17 protein-coding genes are annotated in these 18,726 nt (G+C 46.5%); 7 read left to right on the plus strand and 10 right to left on the minus strand.

Annotated elements, in window-relative coordinates:
* Positions 1 to 120: 120 nt before the first annotated feature.
* From K5Q99_RS08895 to K5Q99_RS08915, 5 genes are all read right to left on the minus strand, one after another.
* Positions 121 to 561, minus strand: coding sequence for a hypothetical protein (locus K5Q99_RS08895; RefSeq protein WP_220776654.1), 441 nt, complete (start codon positions 559 to 561; stop codon positions 121 to 123).
* Between the two features lie 209 nt (positions 562 to 770).
* The gene (locus tag K5Q99_RS08900; RefSeq protein ID WP_106651204.1) at positions 771 to 1,208 is read right to left on the minus strand and encodes an OsmC family protein; all 438 of its coding nucleotides are present in this window, start codon (positions 1,206 to 1,208) and stop codon (positions 771 to 773) included.
* A gap of 108 nt (positions 1,209 to 1,316) precedes the next feature.
* Positions 1,317 to 1,667: a DUF3325 domain-containing protein gene (locus K5Q99_RS08905; protein ID WP_006080813.1), complete on the minus strand. Its 351-nt coding sequence runs from the start codon at positions 1,665 to 1,667 to the stop codon at positions 1,317 to 1,319.
* Positions 1,664 to 3,361: a PepSY-associated TM helix domain-containing protein gene (locus K5Q99_RS08910; RefSeq protein WP_220776655.1), complete on the minus strand. Its 1,698-nt coding sequence runs from the start codon at positions 3,359 to 3,361 to the stop codon at positions 1,664 to 1,666. Before K5Q99_RS08910 ends, K5Q99_RS08905 begins: the two co-directional genes overlap by 4 nt.
* Before the next feature lies 1 nt (position 3,362).
* On the minus strand, positions 3,363 to 3,746 hold the full coding sequence (locus K5Q99_RS08915; protein WP_220776656.1) for a DUF3649 domain-containing protein: 384 nt from the start codon (positions 3,744 to 3,746) through the stop codon (positions 3,363 to 3,365).
* Positions 3,747 to 4,176: 430 nt separating this feature from the next.
* Between K5Q99_RS08915 and K5Q99_RS08920 the strand changes: the two genes are divergently transcribed.
* A complete protein-coding gene (locus K5Q99_RS08920) occupies positions 4,177 to 5,745 on the plus strand; it encodes a methyl-accepting chemotaxis protein (RefSeq protein ID WP_006080816.1) in 1,569 nt (522 codons plus the stop codon).
* Between the two features lie 248 nt (positions 5,746 to 5,993).
* Positions 5,994 to 6,350, plus strand: coding sequence for a ribosome hibernation-promoting factor, HPF/YfiA family (gene hpf, locus K5Q99_RS08925; RefSeq protein WP_006080817.1), 357 nt, complete (start codon positions 5,994 to 5,996; stop codon positions 6,348 to 6,350).
* Positions 6,351 to 6,443: 93 nt separating this feature from the next.
* On the opposite strand, the gene K5Q99_RS08930 is transcribed toward hpf, so the two are convergent.
* Both K5Q99_RS08930 and K5Q99_RS08935 read right to left on the minus strand, forming a co-directional pair.
* Positions 6,444 to 7,094 carry a response regulator gene (locus K5Q99_RS08930; RefSeq protein ID WP_220776657.1) on the minus strand — a complete coding sequence of 217 codons (651 nt, stop codon included), beginning with the start codon at positions 7,092 to 7,094 and terminating at the stop codon, positions 6,444 to 6,446.
* A 28-nt stretch (positions 7,095 to 7,122) separates the two neighbouring features.
* A complete protein-coding gene (locus K5Q99_RS08935) occupies positions 7,123 to 8,301 on the minus strand; it encodes a sensor histidine kinase (protein WP_220776658.1) in 1,179 nt (392 codons plus the stop codon).
* 183 nt (positions 8,302 to 8,484) lie between these two features.
* Between K5Q99_RS08935 and K5Q99_RS08940 the strand changes: the two genes are divergently transcribed.
* Together K5Q99_RS08940 and K5Q99_RS08945 are read left to right on the plus strand one after the other, a co-directional pair.
* Positions 8,485 to 8,994: a DUF2141 domain-containing protein gene (locus K5Q99_RS08940; protein WP_220776659.1), complete on the plus strand. Its 510-nt coding sequence runs from the start codon at positions 8,485 to 8,487 to the stop codon at positions 8,992 to 8,994.
* A gap of 14 nt (positions 8,995 to 9,008) precedes the next feature.
* Positions 9,009 to 10,649: a carotenoid oxygenase family protein gene (locus tag K5Q99_RS08945; RefSeq protein WP_220776660.1), complete on the plus strand. Its 1,641-nt coding sequence runs from the start codon at positions 9,009 to 9,011 to the stop codon at positions 10,647 to 10,649.
* A gap of 64 nt (positions 10,650 to 10,713) precedes the next feature.
* Here K5Q99_RS08945 and K5Q99_RS08950 read toward each other — a convergent pair whose 3' ends face one another.
* Positions 10,714 to 11,436, minus strand: a complete 723-nt coding sequence (locus tag K5Q99_RS08950) for a YebC/PmpR family DNA-binding transcriptional regulator (protein ID WP_006085103.1) — start codon at positions 11,434 to 11,436, stop codon at positions 10,714 to 10,716.
* 419 nt (positions 11,437 to 11,855) lie between these two features.
* On the opposite strand from K5Q99_RS08950, the gene K5Q99_RS08955 reads away from it, so the two are divergent.
* Positions 11,856 to 13,424, plus strand: a complete 1,569-nt coding sequence (locus tag K5Q99_RS08955) for a methyl-accepting chemotaxis protein (protein ID WP_106651196.1) — start codon at positions 11,856 to 11,858, stop codon at positions 13,422 to 13,424.
* A gap of 329 nt (positions 13,425 to 13,753) precedes the next feature.
* A complete protein-coding gene (locus K5Q99_RS08960; RefSeq protein WP_106651195.1) occupies positions 13,754 to 13,978 on the plus strand; it encodes a TIGR02922 family protein in 225 nt (74 codons plus the stop codon).
* Positions 13,979 to 14,274: 296 nt separating this feature from the next.
* On the opposite strand, the gene K5Q99_RS08965 is transcribed toward K5Q99_RS08960, so the two are convergent.
* On the minus strand, positions 14,275 to 14,856 hold the full coding sequence (locus tag K5Q99_RS08965) for a TetR/AcrR family transcriptional regulator (RefSeq protein ID WP_220776661.1): 582 nt from the start codon (positions 14,854 to 14,856) through the stop codon (positions 14,275 to 14,277).
* Positions 14,857 to 14,989: 133 nt separating this feature from the next.
* Here K5Q99_RS08965 and K5Q99_RS08970 point away from each other — a divergent pair, with 133 nt between their 5' ends.
* Positions 14,990 to 16,057, plus strand: coding sequence for an alkene reductase (locus tag K5Q99_RS08970; protein WP_220776662.1), 1,068 nt, complete (start codon positions 14,990 to 14,992; stop codon positions 16,055 to 16,057).
* Positions 16,058 to 16,135: 78 nt separating this feature from the next.
* Here the strand turns inward: K5Q99_RS08970 and K5Q99_RS08975 are convergent, their stop codons facing one another.
* Complete coding sequence (locus K5Q99_RS08975; protein WP_220776663.1) at positions 16,136 to 18,553, minus strand: Lon protease family protein; 2,418 nt, start codon at positions 18,551 to 18,553, stop codon at positions 16,136 to 16,138.
* Positions 18,554 to 18,726 lie beyond the last annotated feature (173 nt).

Raw genomic sequence — 18,726 nt, forward strand, 5'->3', positions numbered from 1 at the left:
TAAAAGCTAAGTAATTGATATTTAAATTCAGTATTTAACTGAAATTTAAGGTATCTCAGTTAACATAGTCGCGTACAAAGTTAGGGTGTTGTCTCTTAGTTCCCGAGACAACACCCATTTTTATGCCCATTCATTAATATTCTTACTCGTTTCTGCGTAGTTCTGCATAGTGTTCACTTGCTGTTGTTGGGCAAGCTGATTGACTGTCATTGTTCTCGCGTCTTCGTTATGGCTTAGGTAATAGGCCGTTGACGTCGAAATTCCTTGGCTCGTTCCTGTCGCTATATTCGTCATATCGGCGATCACTTGATATTTCATCTTCGCGTGTTTCAATTCGACTAAGGTTTCTATGTTATCCCTCAGAGCTGGCATTTCTGCTGGTTTTTCAGCTGATTTTTGCGCATTTGCCGCCAACTGTTTTGCATTGCGAGAAAGCGTTACTGTATCCGTTGATGTTGGGGCGCTGGTTTGAGCGGAATTTTTGGCCAGTGCAAATTCAGCGTTGGAGACATTTTTTTGTGGGCTGACAGACGGGGAATGTCGCAGTGGTTGAATGTGCATCGTTTAACTCCAACAGTTAGCTCTAAGTTATACCAATCGTACGGTTTAAAAGCTGGATATGAGCTGAATCATGGAGAAATTTCGGGGGTGCGAATAGTAAGACTCAGTGGAGGGCCTGCGGAGATTTGGTGATGGCGATGAGCTGCGGTGTGGCAATAAAAAAGCCCGCTTAGGAATCCATTAGCGGGCCGTAGATATCAGCACAAATCTTAAAATTTGATATGGATATCTGTCGCTAAACTATTGGCGATAAAGCAATTTACATGTGCTTTTTCGTGAATTTTCTCAAGGGTTTCTTGGCTGACTTCAACCCCTTCAGCGAAAATGACCTTAGGATTGAGCACCATCTTAGTGACGGCCAACTTGCCCGCGTCGTTTTTACCCAGCTCTGCAGTGGCATTGTCCACATAGGACGTCACCGGTAAGCGCTTAAGATGTGCAATCGCGAGAAAGGTCAACATATGGCATGAGGATAACGCCGCCAGCAGGCTTTCCTCAGGGTTTACATTCTGCCCATTGCCTTTGTATTCCGGCGCCGACGAGGCTTGAATCGTCTGGCCGCTGCCAAATGTAATGCTGTGATCTCGACAAAATTCGCCTTCTTCGGCGGGCGAGGTTTGCCAGTTAACCGTTAAGTTAAAGCCCATTATTTTCTCCTATCTGAAGGACATCAGGGCACTATAGCCTAGCGGTGCGCACTTAGCCATGACCTGTGGCTCACTGCAGCAGGAAGTTATAGCTTAGTGCAACGAAAATTATAGCCCAGCGCTCAGTAATAGACTGCTTGTGAGTACGCTACCAGCGACAATACCAATCGGCAAATGGCGCGGACTGTAGCTTAACGTCAGTATGACCAGCATGGCCGCGAGGGAAATGATCCCCATAAACAAAATGCTCCCGTAGGCCCAGCCTTGATCGCTCGCGCAGGCACTTAAGCTAAATGCCAGTAATAACCAAGCAAACAAGGTGAGTAAATGGCTTTGCCATTGTGCTGGTGGACGGTTAAACACATCCTTAAAATGGCCAAACTTAGCTAAGGCGAACAGAGCAAGTGAGAGATAACTCAAGCCTAAGATCCCAAGTACGGGGATAAATTCTGGCATCATGATTTGGCTTCCTCCAATGAAGACGGCGAGGTAAGTTCGTTGGCGATGGATGTTTTTGGCTCGCTGCGGCGCGCCTTATTCGCCTTGGCATTTGTCGCATTGGATGCGGGTCTTGCTGGGCGCTTAGCGGGGGCTTTGGCAATCAAAGTTAATCTTTTACTGGCAAATAGCATAGCGCCGCCAAGTAGAATGGCGAGCACATCAAATCCGACTAAAGGCCATTGATGGGATTGAATATTATCGATGAGATTGCTCGGCGATGTGAAGGCATTAAGCACGGGCAGTGCACAGCACAAACTGCCTGTGAGTATTAATGCTGCTTGCCACTGGCGACGTGAACGGCCAAAGAAAGCCCAGACTCCCATTGCCGCTAACGCGATAAAGAAGCAGTGAACTTCCCATTCGGAGCGGCCTGCAAAACTTGTCGATAGCAGACGATTTGCGTAAAAGAAGCTCACAGCGCCTAAGGGTAATCCTAAGATAAACATGAAGTTTAACCCTTCGACCAAACGTAAACCCAAACTTGGTTTCTCGCCTTTATCTATAGTTTTCTGTTGTTTTTGACGTAGACGAATGGCCCACATCAACGTGCCTGTTGCGACCATAGCGCAGCCCAATAAGCCACAGAAAAAGAACAATATGCGTAATAGGGGGGCGGCAAAACGCGCCGTGTGTAGCGACATCATAGTGTCGTAGGTGGCTGATGCTCCCGAGGCCTCATGTGGGCTAGCATATTTAAGCTCGCCATTAACACCATTAAATATCAAGATGTTGGCCTCATCGGTCACATCTTTACCTGTGTTTTGGTAAAAGGTCACTTGGCTATTTTGATCGTTAGGATATGACACTATCACTTGCTTAATTGGCGCATCGCCCCAAGCGGTTTGCACCTGCGGCAGTAATTGACTCAGTTGCACCTGTGGCGCGCTAATCCCCGCGGCTTTCTCGGTTTGTCTAGCGGGATTCAGCTCTTTTAAGAAGGCTTGGTTGTCACCCGAATAGGCGGTATTAACCGTCCATGGGATATAGATAAGCATTAGGGTAATAAGCCCTGTATAAGTGATCATCAAATGGTAGGGCAGGGCGATGACAGAGCTCACATTGTGCGCGTCTAGCCAAGAGCGGGCGCCCTTGTCGCGTCTAAAACTGAACAAATCTTTGAAGATCCGTTTGTGGATCACTATGCCACTGATAAGGGCGATCAGCATAAACATAGTGCAAACACCGACGATATATCGGGCCGTAATTGCGGACATATAATGCAAGTCAAAGTGCAGACGATAGAAAAAATCGCCGCCGCGACTCTCGCGCACTTCTGCGACCATGCCGCTGCCATCGGCGAGGGCCACGTGTTCTTCAGTCTTGCCGCGACGTTGACCTTTTTCTGGCGGTAGTTGCCAACTCACACTTTGAAAGGGTTTACGCTCAGTCGGAAAACCTATCATCCAGCGCTGCGCCGATTCGGGTGAATGCGCAGCAATATAATCTTGGCCTTTATCAAGTTGGTTTGCGAGTGTATCGGCTTGATAGTCTTGATAAACCCCTTGATGTAATTCGGGTTCGTTCCAGAGGCTGATCTCATGGCGGAAATAGCTCAAACTACCCGCAAAAAAGATCAACAATAACACCCAGCACACGAGCAAACCTGCCCAGGTATGTAGCCAAGATAAGGTTCTAAAAAATGTCTCTTTCATCTTACTGTCCGCACACCTGAATCAACCCAAAACATAACAAACTCACTAGGCCTAAATCTCGCCATGCATGCCAAGTTTTACGTACGCAAAAGGCGTAAATAATGGCGATGGCATAAAACAGAAAAGCCAACATATTGGCCGTTATTGTGCTTTCGAAGCGGGGCATAGGCAGCACGACGGTGAGCAGACAAGCCAAGGTAGCCGCCGCAATATAACCCGCCAGCAGTGCAGCGCTCGCGCGGGCAAAGACTTTGACGGCAAATTGTGACTGTTCTTGTTTAAACCATCGCGCAATTTGCACACCCCCCCGTGAAATCAGTGAGAAAGAGCGCGTTTGCACTGCAGATGATTGCGTTGACGTTTCAAACGCGGGTGTATTAGACATAAGTGCCACTTCTCATTTCGAGCCAATATGGGTCCGTTATAGCTATCCGTTACGGTTAATTCTGCAAAGTGTGCTTGAGCTTTTTGGCTTAACGACAAATGCATTTCTATAGCAGTGAATAGCTAACCGCGAGAAGTATAACTTAGTTAATTCAAATGATAAACGATATCATTTAGATTCGAATGTGAATTTGTGATCTTAAGCTGATCTGCTTTAGCGAGTGTAGGGTGACGAGTTTAACGTATGTAGCGTAACGAGCGCCCTGTCACAATTGTTTGTTTTTATTTGTTGATATGTGTTTAGTGGTTACTGCTTGTTTAGCGTTAGGTTAATTTTTGTGCTGCCTATGTGAGCTTTATCAATTTTGATGTTCTGACGTTTTGGCAGAATGCTCGTTATCTTTTTTACCTAGACCTAACCTGATAACCCTATGCATAAAAACTCTAAGAATGGTGAAACACACCTGTCAGATAATGCGATTTTACTCTCCACGACGGATTTGAAGGGAAACATCAAATATGTGAATCAGACTTTTTCGCAGATTAGCGAGTTTAGTGCTGCTGAGTTGCAAGGGAATCCCCATAACATAGTGCGTCATCAAGATATGCCCGCAGCTGCGTTTAAGATCCTTTGGGAGCGAATTAAGCAGGGTAAACCTTGGATGGGTATCGTTAAAAATCGCACTAAAAATGGCGGTTATTACTGGGTAAATGCCTATGTCGCACCTGTGTATGAAGACGGTAAAATTCACGAATATCAATCTGTTCGCCGTCAAGCGACCCCTGAGCAGATTAAAGCTGCCGAGCGTATTTACAGCGATATAAATCAGGGCAAGCAACCTAAAGCATTGCGCAAAGATAGGCTAGGTTTCAGTGGTAAGATACTGCTGGCCATGCTGATTTCGATTATGACTACGACAATGATTGCCAGTTATTCTCCCATTGGTGCTGCAATTGCGGGGATGACGATAGCGTGCCTAGCATGGTATTTCCTGATGCAGCCGCTGCAAAAACTCGTGTCGATGGCGACTAATATTATTGACGATCCTGTGGCGACGGGCGTGTATACCGGCCGCCAAGATGAGATCGGTAAATTAGACCTCGCCCTACGTTTTTTGATCACCGAAATTGGTGGCGTTGTCGGCCGCATGGCGGATTCTGCCAGTGAAATCCAATCTCAAAGTGTCAATCTTAAACAAACCATTACCAACACTTGGGAGCACGCCGATAGCCAGAGTGAGCAAACGACGCAGGCTGCAACAGCGATGGAGCAGATGAGCGCCAGTTTTGCCGAAGTGACGGGCAATATTCACCGCACCGCCTCTGAAATGGTGTCGAGCCACGAGGCGGCTCAACGCGGTCATTCACGTTTAGAAACAGTCATAGAGGCGATTCATCAGTTGAGTGTGCAAGTGAGTCACTTTTCCGATGTGGTTCAAACTATTGAAGAAGATAGCCGTGCAATTCACCAAGTGCTTGAGGTGATACGTGCCATTGCCGATCAAACTAATCTGTTAGCTTTAAATGCGGCAATTGAAGCGGCGCGGGCAGGGGACAGTGGCCGCGGTTTTGCCGTGGTGGCCGATGAAGTCAGACAATTATCGAGTCGTACTAGTCAATCTACCTCGCAAATCGAATTAATTGTTAGCCGCTTTAGGGAAAGTACTCAAAGGGCGACTTCGACTATGATGGCGGGACAAGAGCAGGTTAAACGTTCGGTCGGCTTAGCGCAGGAAGCCAGTGTTGCTTTTGGCGAGTTGCTTTCATCTATATCAAGGATTAACTCCTTAAGTGATGATAATGCCGCCGCTATGACCCAGCAGACCTCAGTGGCCGCTGAAATCAGTCGTGCTATTCATGTGATCAGCGATTTGGCTCAGCAGAGTTTAGAGCAGACGCTCGATGCGGCGGCGCGGGGCGACCAAGTGTCGCGTCTATCGACTAAGACGCATCATCTGTCACAACAGTTTTGGCAGCAGAGTGTGCAACGTAAATATTAAGTGTATTTACTTTAGGTCGCATTGAATTTTGTGATTGATTGACTATCAACGCCTGTTTATAAATCAATCACTTAATCGCATTTTTCAGACAGTTTTATTTTCAACTTCTTGACGGCTGTCACATTTAGGAGATGCTAATACCTGAGTTGACCGAAATATTTGCCAATAACCCTTGTGTTTTATTCTGTATGCCCCAAGCTCTAGTAGTGAAGCGAAAATAAAAGTAATGAAATTAAAAGGGACAACCTATGAAAATAAATATTTCTGGTCACCACGTCGATGTTACTGATTCTATTAGAGAAGATGTTAACGAGAAATTTGCTAAGATCGCCACTCATTTTCCCTCTCTGATCGCACTGGATATCATTATTGCGAAAGAGCATGGCGAGTATCAGGTTGAAATTCGAACCAATTATGAAGGCAGCCGCATTTCCGCTTCGGGTACCGATGAGGTGATGTACCCAGCTATCAAGGCCGCATCGAAAAAATTAGATGCAGCACTTAAGCACCGTAAAGGCCAATTAAAAGCAGATTTACATGAAACCCCGAGCTGCACAACGCCAGCCATTGCCCATGAAATTATCCAAGAGATGGAGCTTCGTTAGGTTTTAGTCATTACCCACCGCCTTAGGTGAGCACAAAAAGGGCCTTAACTGGCCCTTTTTGTTGGCTATGATTTTTTCCAGAATGCTAATGGGTTAAATTAACGCCAGTTGTAAGCCCTTGAGTACAGCTTGGGTGCGGTCTCGGCAATCGAGTTTAGTGAGTATGTTAGAGACATGATTCTTTACTGTGCCCTCCGCTAAAAATACCGCATTGGCGATTTCTTTGTTGGAGAAGCCGCCCGCCATAAAACTGAGAATTTCCCGCTCCCGTTCCGACAATAATTCATTTCTAGTTACCCCAACGCTAGGTGCAGCTTTAGGCTCACTCATCTGTTTGAGTACCGAAGGCTCAATCAAGTAGCCGCCTTTGGCGACAGTTTCGATAGCGTGCAGTAATTTATCGAGTGACACGTCCTTGAGTAAAAAGCCGTTAGCTCCGGCCTGTAAACTATTGAGGAATAACTCACTGTCGTCGAAAGTGGTCAACATGATGACAGGTAAACTATTGGCACTATGACGTATCTGTTTGAGCATGGCGATGCCATCAAGGTTTGGCATGCGAATATCACTGAGCAGCACATCGACAGGATTGCTGGCAAGCTGTTTGAGTGCATCTTGGCCGTCTTCGGCCTGCCATAACACGCGAATGTTGTCGGAAATGGCGATCAGGCTAGCGATCCCTTGGCGAACCAATTGTTGATCTTCTACTAAGCCGACACTGATGATGTTGTTTTGCATATCCATATTGATTCCAAAGCGTTTTTAATAAAAATTAAGCGAGTGCAGGGAGTGTGAGAGTGAGTTGGCAGCCGGGCGCCGAGTCATTCGCCCTTAGCTGCACCTTGCCATTAAAGGGCTGCAGTCTTTCCTGCATGCCGCTAAGCCCTGTGCCGAACTGTCCTGTACCGTTTAGCTCTGTGCCGTTTTTAGCTGATACGTTTCGTGCGGTTCCCCGTGTTAGCCCCATGCCGTTGTCGCTCAGTTGCAATACCAATGCGTTTTGGGAGTCTTCCATGCTTAGTTGCAGTTGATTCGCCTTGCCGTGGCGCACGGCGTTGCTGATGCCTTCCTGCAGCACTAACAGTAGTGCCTGAGTCAGTTCGGCTGATTGTAGTGGTTTCATCGTCTTGCAGGTAAGAGTGACGCTGGGTAAGCGGGTCATCAACGCCTCTAGAGGGGGGACTAAATCCAATCCGACTTGCACTCTTTGCGCCCTGACGACGGCGCGAATACTTTCAAGTAGCTCTTTGGCTAAGGATTTACTTTGATTAACTTGAGGTTTGAGGTCTTCGGGCGCTTTATGACTCAGTACTTCTAATTGCAGAGAGAGTGCTGTGAGCTGGTGGCCGAGAATGTCGTGCAAATCGCGGGAGATCCGCAATCTTTCCTGCTGTTCGCTGGCTTGGCTCAGTAGGGCGCGAGTGGCGATGAGCTGTTGGTTTAGTTGTTCTTGTATCAAGCGTGATTTACGCTCGGAAAGCCTTGCTTGGCTGCTGCTGTAGGCAAAGAGTTGAAAGCCAAGATAAATCAAAATATTGAACACATTGCTTTGCTCATGCCAATGCCATTGCAGCAGCGCGTAATAAACAAGGTTGGCTAACAGCAGCTGTGAAATGGCTTGGCGGCGATTAAAAAACTCAGGCAATAGTGATGCCCAAATAACAAAGAGGATCGGCAGCAATGCATGGTTTGCTGTGAGCAATAAGCTCAACACAATCAACGGCATTGCTAGTGTGGCAAGGCGACGAAACCGCATATTGTTATGCGCCACTTTATCGGTAGCGATCAGTATAAATGCCACTAAATACAGCCCATAAAGCGTGGCATTGAGCATGCCTTGCCATGTATGCAATGCGGTTTGATTTATCCCAACCCAAGCCACTAATGCCCAAGTGAGCACTCCTGCGGCAATTAACATATTTTCTTCTTTCGCTAATCGATTTTCTAGCACGAATGACGATTCCTTAATCCAATTCTGCCGACCATTCTAAGGTATCAGCGCCAGATGTCACTATGCCAAAAGTCATCTTGTTAAATTCTTGTTTCATGACTTTTGGCACCTGTTTTTAGTCCTGTGATTTTTTAAGCTAACTCCATCGCAGTTACTTATCAGCGCAAATAACAGGAGTAAGACATGAAACACGTGAATTTAACGATGACAACAGCCCAGATTCGCCGAGCAAATATGACCAAAAGGACGTTATCAGCGGTTTGGGGCGCAGGCTTAGCTTGTTTGCTCTTGTCTGCAGGAAGCATGTCTGCAGGCGCCATGTCCACAGACCGCCAGACACATACCCTGACTGTGGATATCGATAATATTCAAGTACAAACCGGCGCCTTAATGGTGGCGCTCTATGCCAATGCCGAGGATTACGCAGCAGGCCATAATCCTAGCGCGTCTATGATAAAGCCCGTCACTAAGACAGAGCACAGACTGGTATTTAGCGATCTCGCCGATGGTCAATATGCGGTTAAGGTCTTCCACGATGAAAATGGTAATCACAGCTTAGATACCAATATGTTAGGTGTGCCGAGTGAAGGCTATGGTTTTAGCAATAACGCCGGCAGTTTCGGGCCTGCGAGCTTTAAAGGCGCCAGCTTTAGTTTGCAGGCCGATGCGCAAATCACTGTACACATTCGTTAAGGGAGGGCTGCACCATGGATAGACGTCAATTTCTAGCAGGCTCTGCCGCCCTCATGACGACCGCGGTTTGGGCAATTTCAGTGGATAAATTACTGGCGCTAGATAACGCACAAGCGGTTGCCCGTGCACCATGGGCTATAGGTTTTAACGGGGTGGAAGGCGACTATCAGCCGCTCACTATGCAGGTTTCGGGCGAGTGGCCAGCGCAATTGAGCGGCAATCTATATCGTAATGGGCCAGCGAAAATGTCTCGGGCGGGTAAGGCATATCAACATTGGTTCGATGGCGATGGCATGGTGCAGCAGTTTAGTGTGGCCAATGGGCAAGTTCAGCATCAGGCTAAGTTTATCCAAACAAAGAAGTTTAAAGTGGAGGAGGCCGCTGGAACGTTTAAGTACACCACCGCAGGCACAGTGATCCCCAATGCTTTACCTATTCGCAATAACGATGACTTGAATGTGGCTAACACCAGTTTATTACCGCGCCACGGCGAGTTGCTCGCTTTGTGGGAAGCGGGTTCACCCTATCGACTCGATGCCCAGACATTAACCACGTTTGGCGTGAAAAGCTTTGGCGATAAGTTTAAGGGTTTACCCTTTTCCGCCCATCCACTCGATGACGGACAAGGTGGGTTGTGGAATTTTGGCGTCTGGTATGTTGGCGGCGAGAAGCAATTACTTGTGTATCAAGTGGCAGCCGATGACAGCATTGCCAGAATGGAAGTGATTGAATTACCGCAGGCGAGTTACTTACATGCCTTTGCGCAGAGTGAGAATAAGCTAGTGTTTTATATTTCATCTTGCGTGTATGAAGAGGGCGAAACTTATATCGATGCTTTTAAATGGCAACCCGAATTGCCATCGCAATTACTGGTTATCGACAAAGCTGACTTTAAAGCGCGTCAGTTACACCCACTGCCTGCAGGATTTGTGTTTCACTTTGGCCAAGCCATTGAGAAGAATGACGAACTGTCAGTGCAGCTTTGTCTCTATCCCAATTCGACGATTTTAACGCAAGGGATGAAGGGGTTACTGACGGGCGCCCGTAAAACAAAAACACCCCATGCCGAGTTAGTGACCATAATTGTTCCGCTCACAGCACCACTAACAGCAGCTAGCAAAACGCAGCTTGCAGAGACATTGCCTTCCTCTGCGCGTATTAACCGCAGCGGTGTGATGATGGAGTTTCCCCAGTTTGCGCAGCACACTAAGAGCAATAAAGAGCTTGCTGAGAAAACGGGCGGAGCTTCGGATTTTGTCCCGCTATTTGGCGTCGGAGCAAGATCAGATTCTGCTATTAATTCTGGTGCTAATTCTACCTTTAAATATGAAGCCGAATCTGAATCAGGACTGAGTAACACTCTGTATTGTATTCATAATGCAAAAGACAGAAGCCAGCACGGTGCTAATACACTTAGCGATACGAGCTATAGCGCGTTTTATCTTGGCAAAGGCAAGATTGCCGAAGAGCCGCTCTATATCCCCGCCACTGAGCAGCATGAAGCCTATTTGTTGATGACTTGGCTCGATTACCACAATGCACTGTCTGGTTTGTCTTTGTTTCGTGCCAGTGATATCAGTGCGGGCCCCATCGCTTCGGCTCAAATGAACAGGGTATTGCCGTTAGGGTTTCACGGTTGTTTCATTAACGCTTAATATGTTGACCTATAAACAAAAAACGCAGCCTAGGGCTGCGTTTTATTTCAGGCGAAAGTGGTGATTAGTCTTCAATTTCCGCATTGTGATAGACGTTTTGTACGTCATCACAATCTTCTAAAGCGGCGATAAACTTTTCAAACATAGCCACATCTTCACCTTCAACTTTAGTCATGTCCTGCGGTACGAAGGTGATGTTGTCGAATTCGAAGTTAACTTCTGGCATCGCTTCGGTCAGTGCAGTTTTGACCTTAAAGTACTCAGTGTGCGGCGCGTAAACTGTGATTAAGCCATCTTCCAGCTCTACATCGCTCACATCAACGTCAGCCATCATCAGCAGCTCTAAAATTGCATCTTCGTCATCGCCCGCAAACACGAATACGGCTTGATGATCAAACATGTGGCCAACAGTGCCTGGGCCGCCGAGTTTGGCATCGTTTTTCACGAAGGCTTGACGCACTTCGGTGAAGGTACGTTTTACGTTATCGGTTAGGCAGTCAACAATAACCATGCAGTTGCCAGGACCAAAACCTTCGTAACGGGCGGTATCATAATCTTCACCGCCGCCGCCTTTGGCTTTTTCGATTGCGCGTTCAATAACATGCGCTGGCACTTGGTCTTTCTTAGCGCGTTCAATCAAGCGACGCAGTGATAAGTTTCCATCGGGTTCAACGCCGCCTTGCTTAGCGACGACGTAAATCTCTTTACCGTAGCGTGAATAAATGCGGGTTTTTTGACCGGCTGTTTTCGCCATGGATTCTTTCTTGTTTTGATATGCTCTGCCCATCTTGATCTCGTTAGCTCAAAAAAATTGCGCCGATATTAGCAGTTTTCTTGGCATAAGTGCAGTCGTCCCTATGTGATTTATTACCGAGAAGGCGACGGGGCACGCATTTGAGGGCAAAGTTGGCTTTTTCAGATGGGGTAAACTTGAGAATGGACTAAGACTAAATCACGCGAAATTAATACTAATGTCTAATGCCATACACACGCGAGACTGTTGATGATAGTTAGCTGCTACTTTGTTTATCTAGCGAGATAAATTTTCTAGCTTATTCAGAGAAATAGACTAAAACTATAAATCTTGAGCGTTATCATGGTGAGTCCTTCCTAGTCAGTTGTAATCGATAGCGGCTGAACGAGGGCTAATGATTCGACTTTTAGCATTTCCCTTTCATTTTTATCTTGCTCAGTTACGGGAAGTATATGGAAATACAACAAAAAACCTTAATTTTCATCAGTTTCATGCTGATTACTCTGGGAAGTTTATTGCTCGAGGGACTGCATCTTCCGAGCATTGTGCAGGCGCTGATCTTGGGCGCAATCACCTCTGGCTTAGTGGTGTGGGTGTGTTTGCGCGCAACTAAGGCTAAGCTCGACACCGATGAGGCAAATACTAAGGTATTACAAGAGCAAAGCCTTCCCGCCCATGATATCAGTGTGCAAACCAGTAAGATTGCTATTGGTTCGGCTGAAGTGTCACATTTTATTGATTTACTGAACAAATCCATTGAATCAAATGGTGAGCATGCAAGCGCCATTGCCGTTGCCGCGGGGCAATTGAGCCATACTACGGCCCAACTTGGCGATAATGCCGCCGATATTTTAGGTCAGGCACAAGAGGCCGAGCGTGTTAGCGTGCAGGGGCGTAGCCAAGCCCAAAAAGGTGTAGCGGCCATTCGTTCACTGAGTACGGATATTGATACTGCCGCTGAGCAAGTGCAGGCGCTTAAATCAAGAGCCGAAGAAATCCAAAAAATTACCGAAGTGATTAACTCCGTTGCCGAACAAACGAATTTGTTGGCGTTAAATGCGGCCATCGAAGCGGCTCGTGCGGGAGAGCAGGGTCGAGGTTTTGCGGTAGTGGCTGACGAAGTACGCAGCCTTGCGGGTAAAACCGCAGGTGCGACCCAAGATATCGGCAAGATGTTATTAGAAATCCGCAGCGAAACCGATAAAACCTCTGGACTGATGGAAAGGGTCGTAACGCAAACCGCCGATGTGGTCACCGCTATGGGTGAGTTAGACGCGCACTTCACTGAGATTTCGGCCTCAGTGACCCAATCGGCCCATGCGTTAGGTGATATGGAAGATTCGCTCAAACAATATAACAACACCACTAATGACATTAGCCGCTCGGTGACTCAAATCCGTGATTCGTTAAATTCGACGGGTAAACAGAGTCATAGCGTATCAGAGCAGGCCTTTACCTTATCTTTGACCACTGAGGGGATTTTTAAAGCGCTGTCTAAATGGGATACACAAACCTTCGATCAGCAAGTTTTGCAATTGGCGAATGCCGCCGCTAAAGCCTGTGGTGACAAGTTAGCACAAGGTTTAGCCAGCGGCAGTTTTAGTGAGGCGGATTTGTTTAATCCTAAATACCAACCTATTGCCAATACTCAGCCGCAAAAATACAGCACAGCTTTCGATCGTTATACCGATCAGCATTTTCCAACGATTCAAGAACCCATTCTGGCAAAACACAGCGAAATAATCTATGCGGGAGCCGTTGATAAAAAAGGTTATTTCCCGACTCATAACAAACGCTTTAGCCAAGCACTGACGGGTAAGGTCGAAGTTGATATGGTGCATAATCGAACCAAACGTTTGTTTAATGATCCGACAGGCATCCGCTGTGGCGCTCATACCGAGCCTGTATTACTGCAAACCTACAAACGGGATACGGGCGAAGTGATGCACGACTTGTCAGTGCCCATTTTTGTGAATGGCAAACATTGGGGCGGATTTAGGGTGGGATTTAAGGCTAAGTAAATAAGTCATCACATTTAGGTTGTTTACTCTAAAAAATGCATAAAAACGCACCTTGGGATGTATTGCATATGTGATCCTTGATGGGTAATTGATTAACATAATAGAAATAGATTGGCATCTTTTTGCTGAAGTGCTTAAATAGCTCAAGATGCACAGTTAAATACAGTGTTGTGCACCATAATAAAAATATAAAAATTAAATAAGACCTTAATCATTTGATTTAAAAGTGTTTAAAATATCTTTGGGGATATTTTAATTGGTAGAGGACAGGGAGCTCTCTTGCGACGTAAAACAACGCAGCAGACGCTGCTTAATGTGAGTTAAATGTGATGCAAGCAAATCAAGCGACTGTTACTGTTCTATATTATGATGCGCCCGTAGGGCTAATTATGCACAATGCTGTGTTAGCTGATTTACCTGTGAGTGACGCTGGACGTGTGATGATACCGGCAAGTTTTCGTAAGGGAAAATCGATCATTGCCGTACTCGAAGGTGAGTGTAAGATACTCAACTCATTGGGCGAGCGGGTGTTTGCTCAGGTTAACTTAGGCTGAAATGAGATTAGTATTCAATAACTTGCCATTCAAAAGTAGTCATATTTGGGACGCATAATAGCCTTGCAAAAATAGTCGTCCCGATCTTCCAAGCAATACTTCTTTTACTCTTTTTATAATGTCGGAACTATTCACTGGCTTGCATGGCGTTAGCTTCTAAAACGTCAAACTTAATAACTGATCCTCAATAGCTCAACACTCAATGACATCTGAGCGATTACCCACTAAGCAGTGGTATTCATAGCCAGTGTCGATTTAGTCGCCCAGAGATTTGTCATTGAGCCGATTAACTGGTTTTAATGGCAGACTTCAGTCAGCAAGCGTTCGGCAAGATGCTGTAGGGTTTTGGCATCTGGATGGGTGTGGGCGAAGGTTCTTAAACCATAAATTCCCATCATAAAATATTGGGCTCTTTGCTCGTCGCTACGGTGGCCTTGTAACAATCCTTGCTGGGCTGCGCGCGTAAATTGCTGCGTTAGCGCTTGCTGCCAAGATTGCAGATACTGATTGATGATATCTCTAATCTCAACATCTTGCTCAGCCACTTCATTTAATGCCTTGGTCAATAAACAAGCTTGGGCACTGTCGCAACTCAAACATTCAGCAACAATATGATTTAAATAATTTTTTAAGTTTGTTTGCACATTTTCGCTATTAGCGAATAGGCTGTTGAACTGCACATTTCTGTCGAGTTGATATTGCTCGATGGCTGCGATTAATAAGCCGCGTTTATTGGTAAAAGCACAGTAAATCGACCCCGGATGTAATCCCGTGGCTTGAGTTAGATCTTGCATGCTCGTTTTGGTGTAACCCTTGTGCATGAAGGCGGCCATAGCGCCGCGAAGTACCTGTTCTCGGTCGAACTCTGCATTACGCATCGAATTTAATTCACTTGTATAGAAACGCTTAGGCTGAATTCTACCTAATGTTGAACGAACATTCAAAAATTAACTTGAATGATCATTCAAATAATAATATCTTGAACGCATATTCAAGAATGGGACTGACAAAATGACCACACACACCACGCCAAATTCATTGGCAAATCTGTTCGAAACCTACACGCTAAATGACACTATCACCTTAAACAATCGTTTCTTAATGGCACCTTTGACCCGTTGTATGGCCGATGCCGATTTAGTGCCGACCGATGATATGGTTGCCTACTATGCACGCCGTGCCGAAGCGGGTTTGATCATTACTGAGGCGACGATTATTCGTCCCGATGCCCAAGGTTACCCAAATACTCCTGGCATTTTTACTCAAGCGCAAATTGCTGGCTGGCGTAAAGTGACCGATGCGGTACATGCCAAGGGCGGTAAGATTTTTGTGCAGTTATGGCATACGGGCCGAGTTGCTCATCCACACTTTTTCGGTGGTGGCGATGTGCTTGCGGCATCAGCCCAGAAGATTGAAGGCAGCGTGCCAAGAATGCGTGAGCTAACTTATGTTACGCCAAAACCCGCCACACTCGAGGATATTCAAGGCCTAGTGCGTGATTACGCTAAAGCAGCGGAAAATGCCATTGAAGCTGGTTTTGATGGCGTCGAAATCCACGGTGCAAATGGTTATTTAATTGATACCTTCTTACACCATGACAGTAATCGCCGCACAGATGAATACGGTGGCACGCCAGCCAATATGTCCCGCTTTGCGCTTGAAGTTGTCGATGCTGTTGTGGCTCGTATCGGCAAAGACAGAACCGGTCTGCGGATTTCACCTGGGGCTTATTTCAATATGGCGGCCGATAGCCGTGACCGAGAAGTATTCGATTATTTCTTGCCAGAACTAGAGGCGCGCGATATCGCCTTTGTGCATATTGGGATTTTCGATGACAGTATGGAATTTGACTATCTTGGCGGCAGAGCTTCAAGTTATGTGCGCGCACACTATGGCAAAACCTTAGTGGGAGTGGGAAGCTACAGCGCTGAAACCGCCAGTGCAGCGATTGCGGCGAATAAGTTTGACTTGATTGCTATCGGTCGTCCATTTATTGCTAACCCTGACTATGTTGCTCGCGTGCGTGATGGCGTTGAACTCGTGCCTTATAGCGATGAAATGCTAGCAAGCTTAGTGTAATTTCACTTAATAGCTTAATAAACAAAAAGGGTTAGCATTGGCTAACCCTTTTTGTTTGCCTATCCCACATCCTTTAGCTTAATCCGCTTTAACTAAGGATCTGAGTGCGGTGAGTTTTTGCTGAGCGATGCCGAAAATGCTCTCGGGAGAATATTGCCCTTGGCTAGGTGCGGCCGTTTGCGGCAAGCTGCCCGCGGTTTTACCGAGCAGTAACTCCATTGCTTGCGTTACATGGGTAATGGCCCAAATATGGAACTCACCTTGCGCCACGGCATCGACAATGTCTTTGCGCAGCATAAGGTTGGCCATGTTCGAGGCAGGAATAATCACCCCTTGTTCCGGCGTACGGCCTTTTATTTTGCAGACATCGAAGAAGCCTTCAATTTTTTCATTCACGCCGCCAATGGGCTGAGCCTCACCAAATTGGTTCATCGAACCTGTGATGGCAATATCTTGCCTAATTGCTTGCTCGCTAATAGCCGAGATAATGGCGCAGCATTCGGCCATCGACGCGCTGTCACCGTCCACACCGCTGTATGATTGCTCAAAGGTGAGGTAAGTGGTGAGCGGGATTTGCGCCGTCTTACCTAAAACTGAGGCTAAATAAGCGGTTAAGATCAACACGCCCTTAGAATGGATCTGGCCTCCTAGTTTGACTCTGTGCTCGATATCCATCACTTCACCCTTACCAAACGCTGTGGTTGCTGTGATGCGATTGGGCATACCAAACTGATGATCTGAGGTCGAGATGACGGATAAAGCATTGATTTGCCCAACCACTTTGCCCTGAGTGCTGATCAAGGTGGTGCCGTTGGTAAAGCTCTGCATTATGTTGTCGTGCAGACGTGATACCCTTTGCTCTTGATTTCGCAGTGCTTGTTCAACATGCGGTACTAAAATGTGCAGACTGCCTGCCGATTTTGCGCAGTAGTTTGATTCCCGCAGCAGGTTGGCAATATTAGCCGAGTGTAGCGACAGTTTTTGCTGATCTTCGGCCTCCCGCGAGCTGTATTCTATGATGCGTGCTATAGCCGCACGGTCGCAATGTAGCATGTTGTTGTCGTGGACTATGCTCGAGATAAAGCGGGCATAGTGCGCCTCTGAGGTCGCGGTTCTTTCCATCACATCTTCAAAATCGGCGGTAACGCGGAACAACTCACTAAAATCAGGATCATAGTGCTGTAACAGCTGATAGGTTTCATGATCGCCAAACAGGATGATTTTCACATCTAATGGGATAGGCTCAGGTGCCAAGGAAATCGTACCCGATAGAGACACTTCCCTTTCGAGTGAGCTTAAATCCAGTTTGCGTGAACGCAGTGCGCGCTTTAGTCCGTCCCACACGTAAGGGCGCTCTAATACTTTAACGGCATCCATCAATAATACACCGCCATTCGCCTTGTGCAGACTGCCGGGACGGATAAGTGAGAAGTCGGTGAACACTGTCCCCCTGAAGGTGGCGTTTTCCACATAGCCAAATAGGCTGTGATAACTCGGGCTTTCTTCAACGACTATGGGGAATTTTTGAGTGCCTTGGCCGACCAAAACGTTAACTTGATAGCGGCGGGGCATTTTCTTTTCTAAGGAAGCATAAGCTAGGCCTAATTGTTCTTCACTTTCTTCTAAGAAAATATCTAGGTTATCTAAGATATCCGCCTGCATACCGGTTAAGAAAGTGCGCGCTTCGGGTTGGTGCTTGAACTTATCTTTGAGTGGTTTAATAAAATGGATTAACACTTCTTTGGCGACTTGCTCGTCATGCTCTTGTTGCTTGTCGCTAAATTCTTCTTCCCATTCTGTGATTTGGCGAATAATACCGCGCAGTTTCACTTCTAGCCCGTTGATATTGCTTTCAAATTGACTGCGCTCAGTATCGGTCAAGGCGTCGAATGAGGCTTCGTCATGGGGTTCTTCTCCATTGAGCGCGACCATTTGATAGTCGCCCTGCATGGTCAAACTGAGGCTGATGCCCTTTTGTTTTGCTTCTTCGGTTAATTCAGTGAGTGCGACTTCTTGCTTCTGTGCCAACTGGCTTTTTAGCTTTTCGGTGCGGGCATAATACATTTCATTATCAAAGGCTAAAGGCATAGCTTTGACAAGTTTAAGCATCAACTTTTCGACGGCTTTTTTGAATTCAAGCCCAGTACCAGCAGCGAGTTTAAGTACTTTAGGGCAGCGAGTATCATCGAAATTAACCACGTAGCACCAGTCGTATAGCGTGTGATCGCTTGGCTCGTGACGGCTTAAATAACGCAGCATCATGGTCCGTTTGCCTAGACCGTTCTGGCCGATGGCGTAAATGTTATAGCCCTTTTCTTTAATCCCCATTGCAAACTCTACCGCTTGCTGGGCACGTTCTTGGCCGACAATATCATCAAGTGGAGTGAGCTCGGCTGTGGACTGGCAATCTGTACTTAATTGGTCGAGTTCGCAAATGCGATACAGTTGTTTACTGTCGAGTAGGGTGGCTTGGCTTGATACGACGTCAGTGGGCATAAATATCCTTGTTTTTTCAGCCTTATTATTTTCATTGTAGACAATAAGATAGCATTTTTGTCAATCAAAACTCCGTTATTGCTGATTTATGTCTTTAGGGATAGTTATCTGCAGCTAACAAAGCGCTGTGGCATTGCGAACAGGCTTAATCGGTTAAGTCTAACTAATTGTTA

It is taken from the genome of Shewanella hafniensis (assembly GCF_019655335.1).
Taxonomy (GTDB): Bacteria; Pseudomonadota; Gammaproteobacteria; order Enterobacterales; family Shewanellaceae; genus Shewanella; species Shewanella hafniensis.

Excerpts from the sequence above, each read along its gene's own strand:
- K5Q99_RS08945 (WP_220776660.1), top strand. The coding sequence starts at position 9,009 with ATGGATAGACGTCAATTTCTAGCAGGCTCTGCCGCCCTCATGACGACC.
- K5Q99_RS08950 (WP_006085103.1), bottom strand. The coding sequence starts at position 11,436 with ATGGGCAGAGCATATCAAAACAAGAAAGAATCCATGGCGAAAACAGCC.
- K5Q99_RS08900 (WP_106651204.1), bottom strand. The coding sequence starts at position 1,208 with ATGGGCTTTAACTTAACGGTTAACTGGCAAACCTCGCCCGCCGAAGAA.
- K5Q99_RS08970 (WP_220776662.1), top strand. The coding sequence starts at position 14,990 with ATGACCACACACACCACGCCAAATTCATTGGCAAATCTGTTCGAAACC.
- K5Q99_RS08915 (WP_220776656.1), bottom strand. The coding sequence starts at position 3,746 with ATGTCTAATACACCCGCGTTTGAAACGTCAACGCAATCATCTGCAGTG.
- K5Q99_RS08940 (WP_220776659.1), top strand. The coding sequence starts at position 8,485 with ATGAAACACGTGAATTTAACGATGACAACAGCCCAGATTCGCCGAGCA.
- K5Q99_RS08895 (WP_220776654.1), bottom strand. The coding sequence starts at position 561 with ATGCACATTCAACCACTGCGACATTCCCCGTCTGTCAGCCCACAAAAA.
- K5Q99_RS08930 (WP_220776657.1), bottom strand. The coding sequence starts at position 7,094 with ATGGATATGCAAAACAACATCATCAGTGTCGGCTTAGTAGAAGATCAA.
- hpf (WP_006080817.1), top strand. The coding sequence starts at position 5,994 with ATGAAAATAAATATTTCTGGTCACCACGTCGATGTTACTGATTCTATT.
- K5Q99_RS08955 (WP_106651196.1), top strand. The coding sequence starts at position 11,856 with ATGGAAATACAACAAAAAACCTTAATTTTCATCAGTTTCATGCTGATT.
- K5Q99_RS08920 (WP_006080816.1), top strand. The coding sequence starts at position 4,177 with ATGCATAAAAACTCTAAGAATGGTGAAACACACCTGTCAGATAATGCG.
- K5Q99_RS08905 (WP_006080813.1), bottom strand. The coding sequence starts at position 1,667 with ATGATGCCAGAATTTATCCCCGTACTTGGGATCTTAGGCTTGAGTTAT.
- K5Q99_RS08960 (WP_106651195.1), top strand. The coding sequence starts at position 13,754 with ATGCAAGCAAATCAAGCGACTGTTACTGTTCTATATTATGATGCGCCC.
- K5Q99_RS08910 (WP_220776655.1), bottom strand. The coding sequence starts at position 3,361 with ATGAAAGAGACATTTTTTAGAACCTTATCTTGGCTACATACCTGGGCA.
- K5Q99_RS08965 (WP_220776661.1), bottom strand. The coding sequence starts at position 14,856 with ATGCGTAATGCAGAGTTCGACCGAGAACAGGTACTTCGCGGCGCTATG.
- K5Q99_RS08975 (WP_220776663.1), bottom strand. The coding sequence starts at position 18,553 with ATGCCCACTGACGTCGTATCAAGCCAAGCCACCCTACTCGACAGTAAA.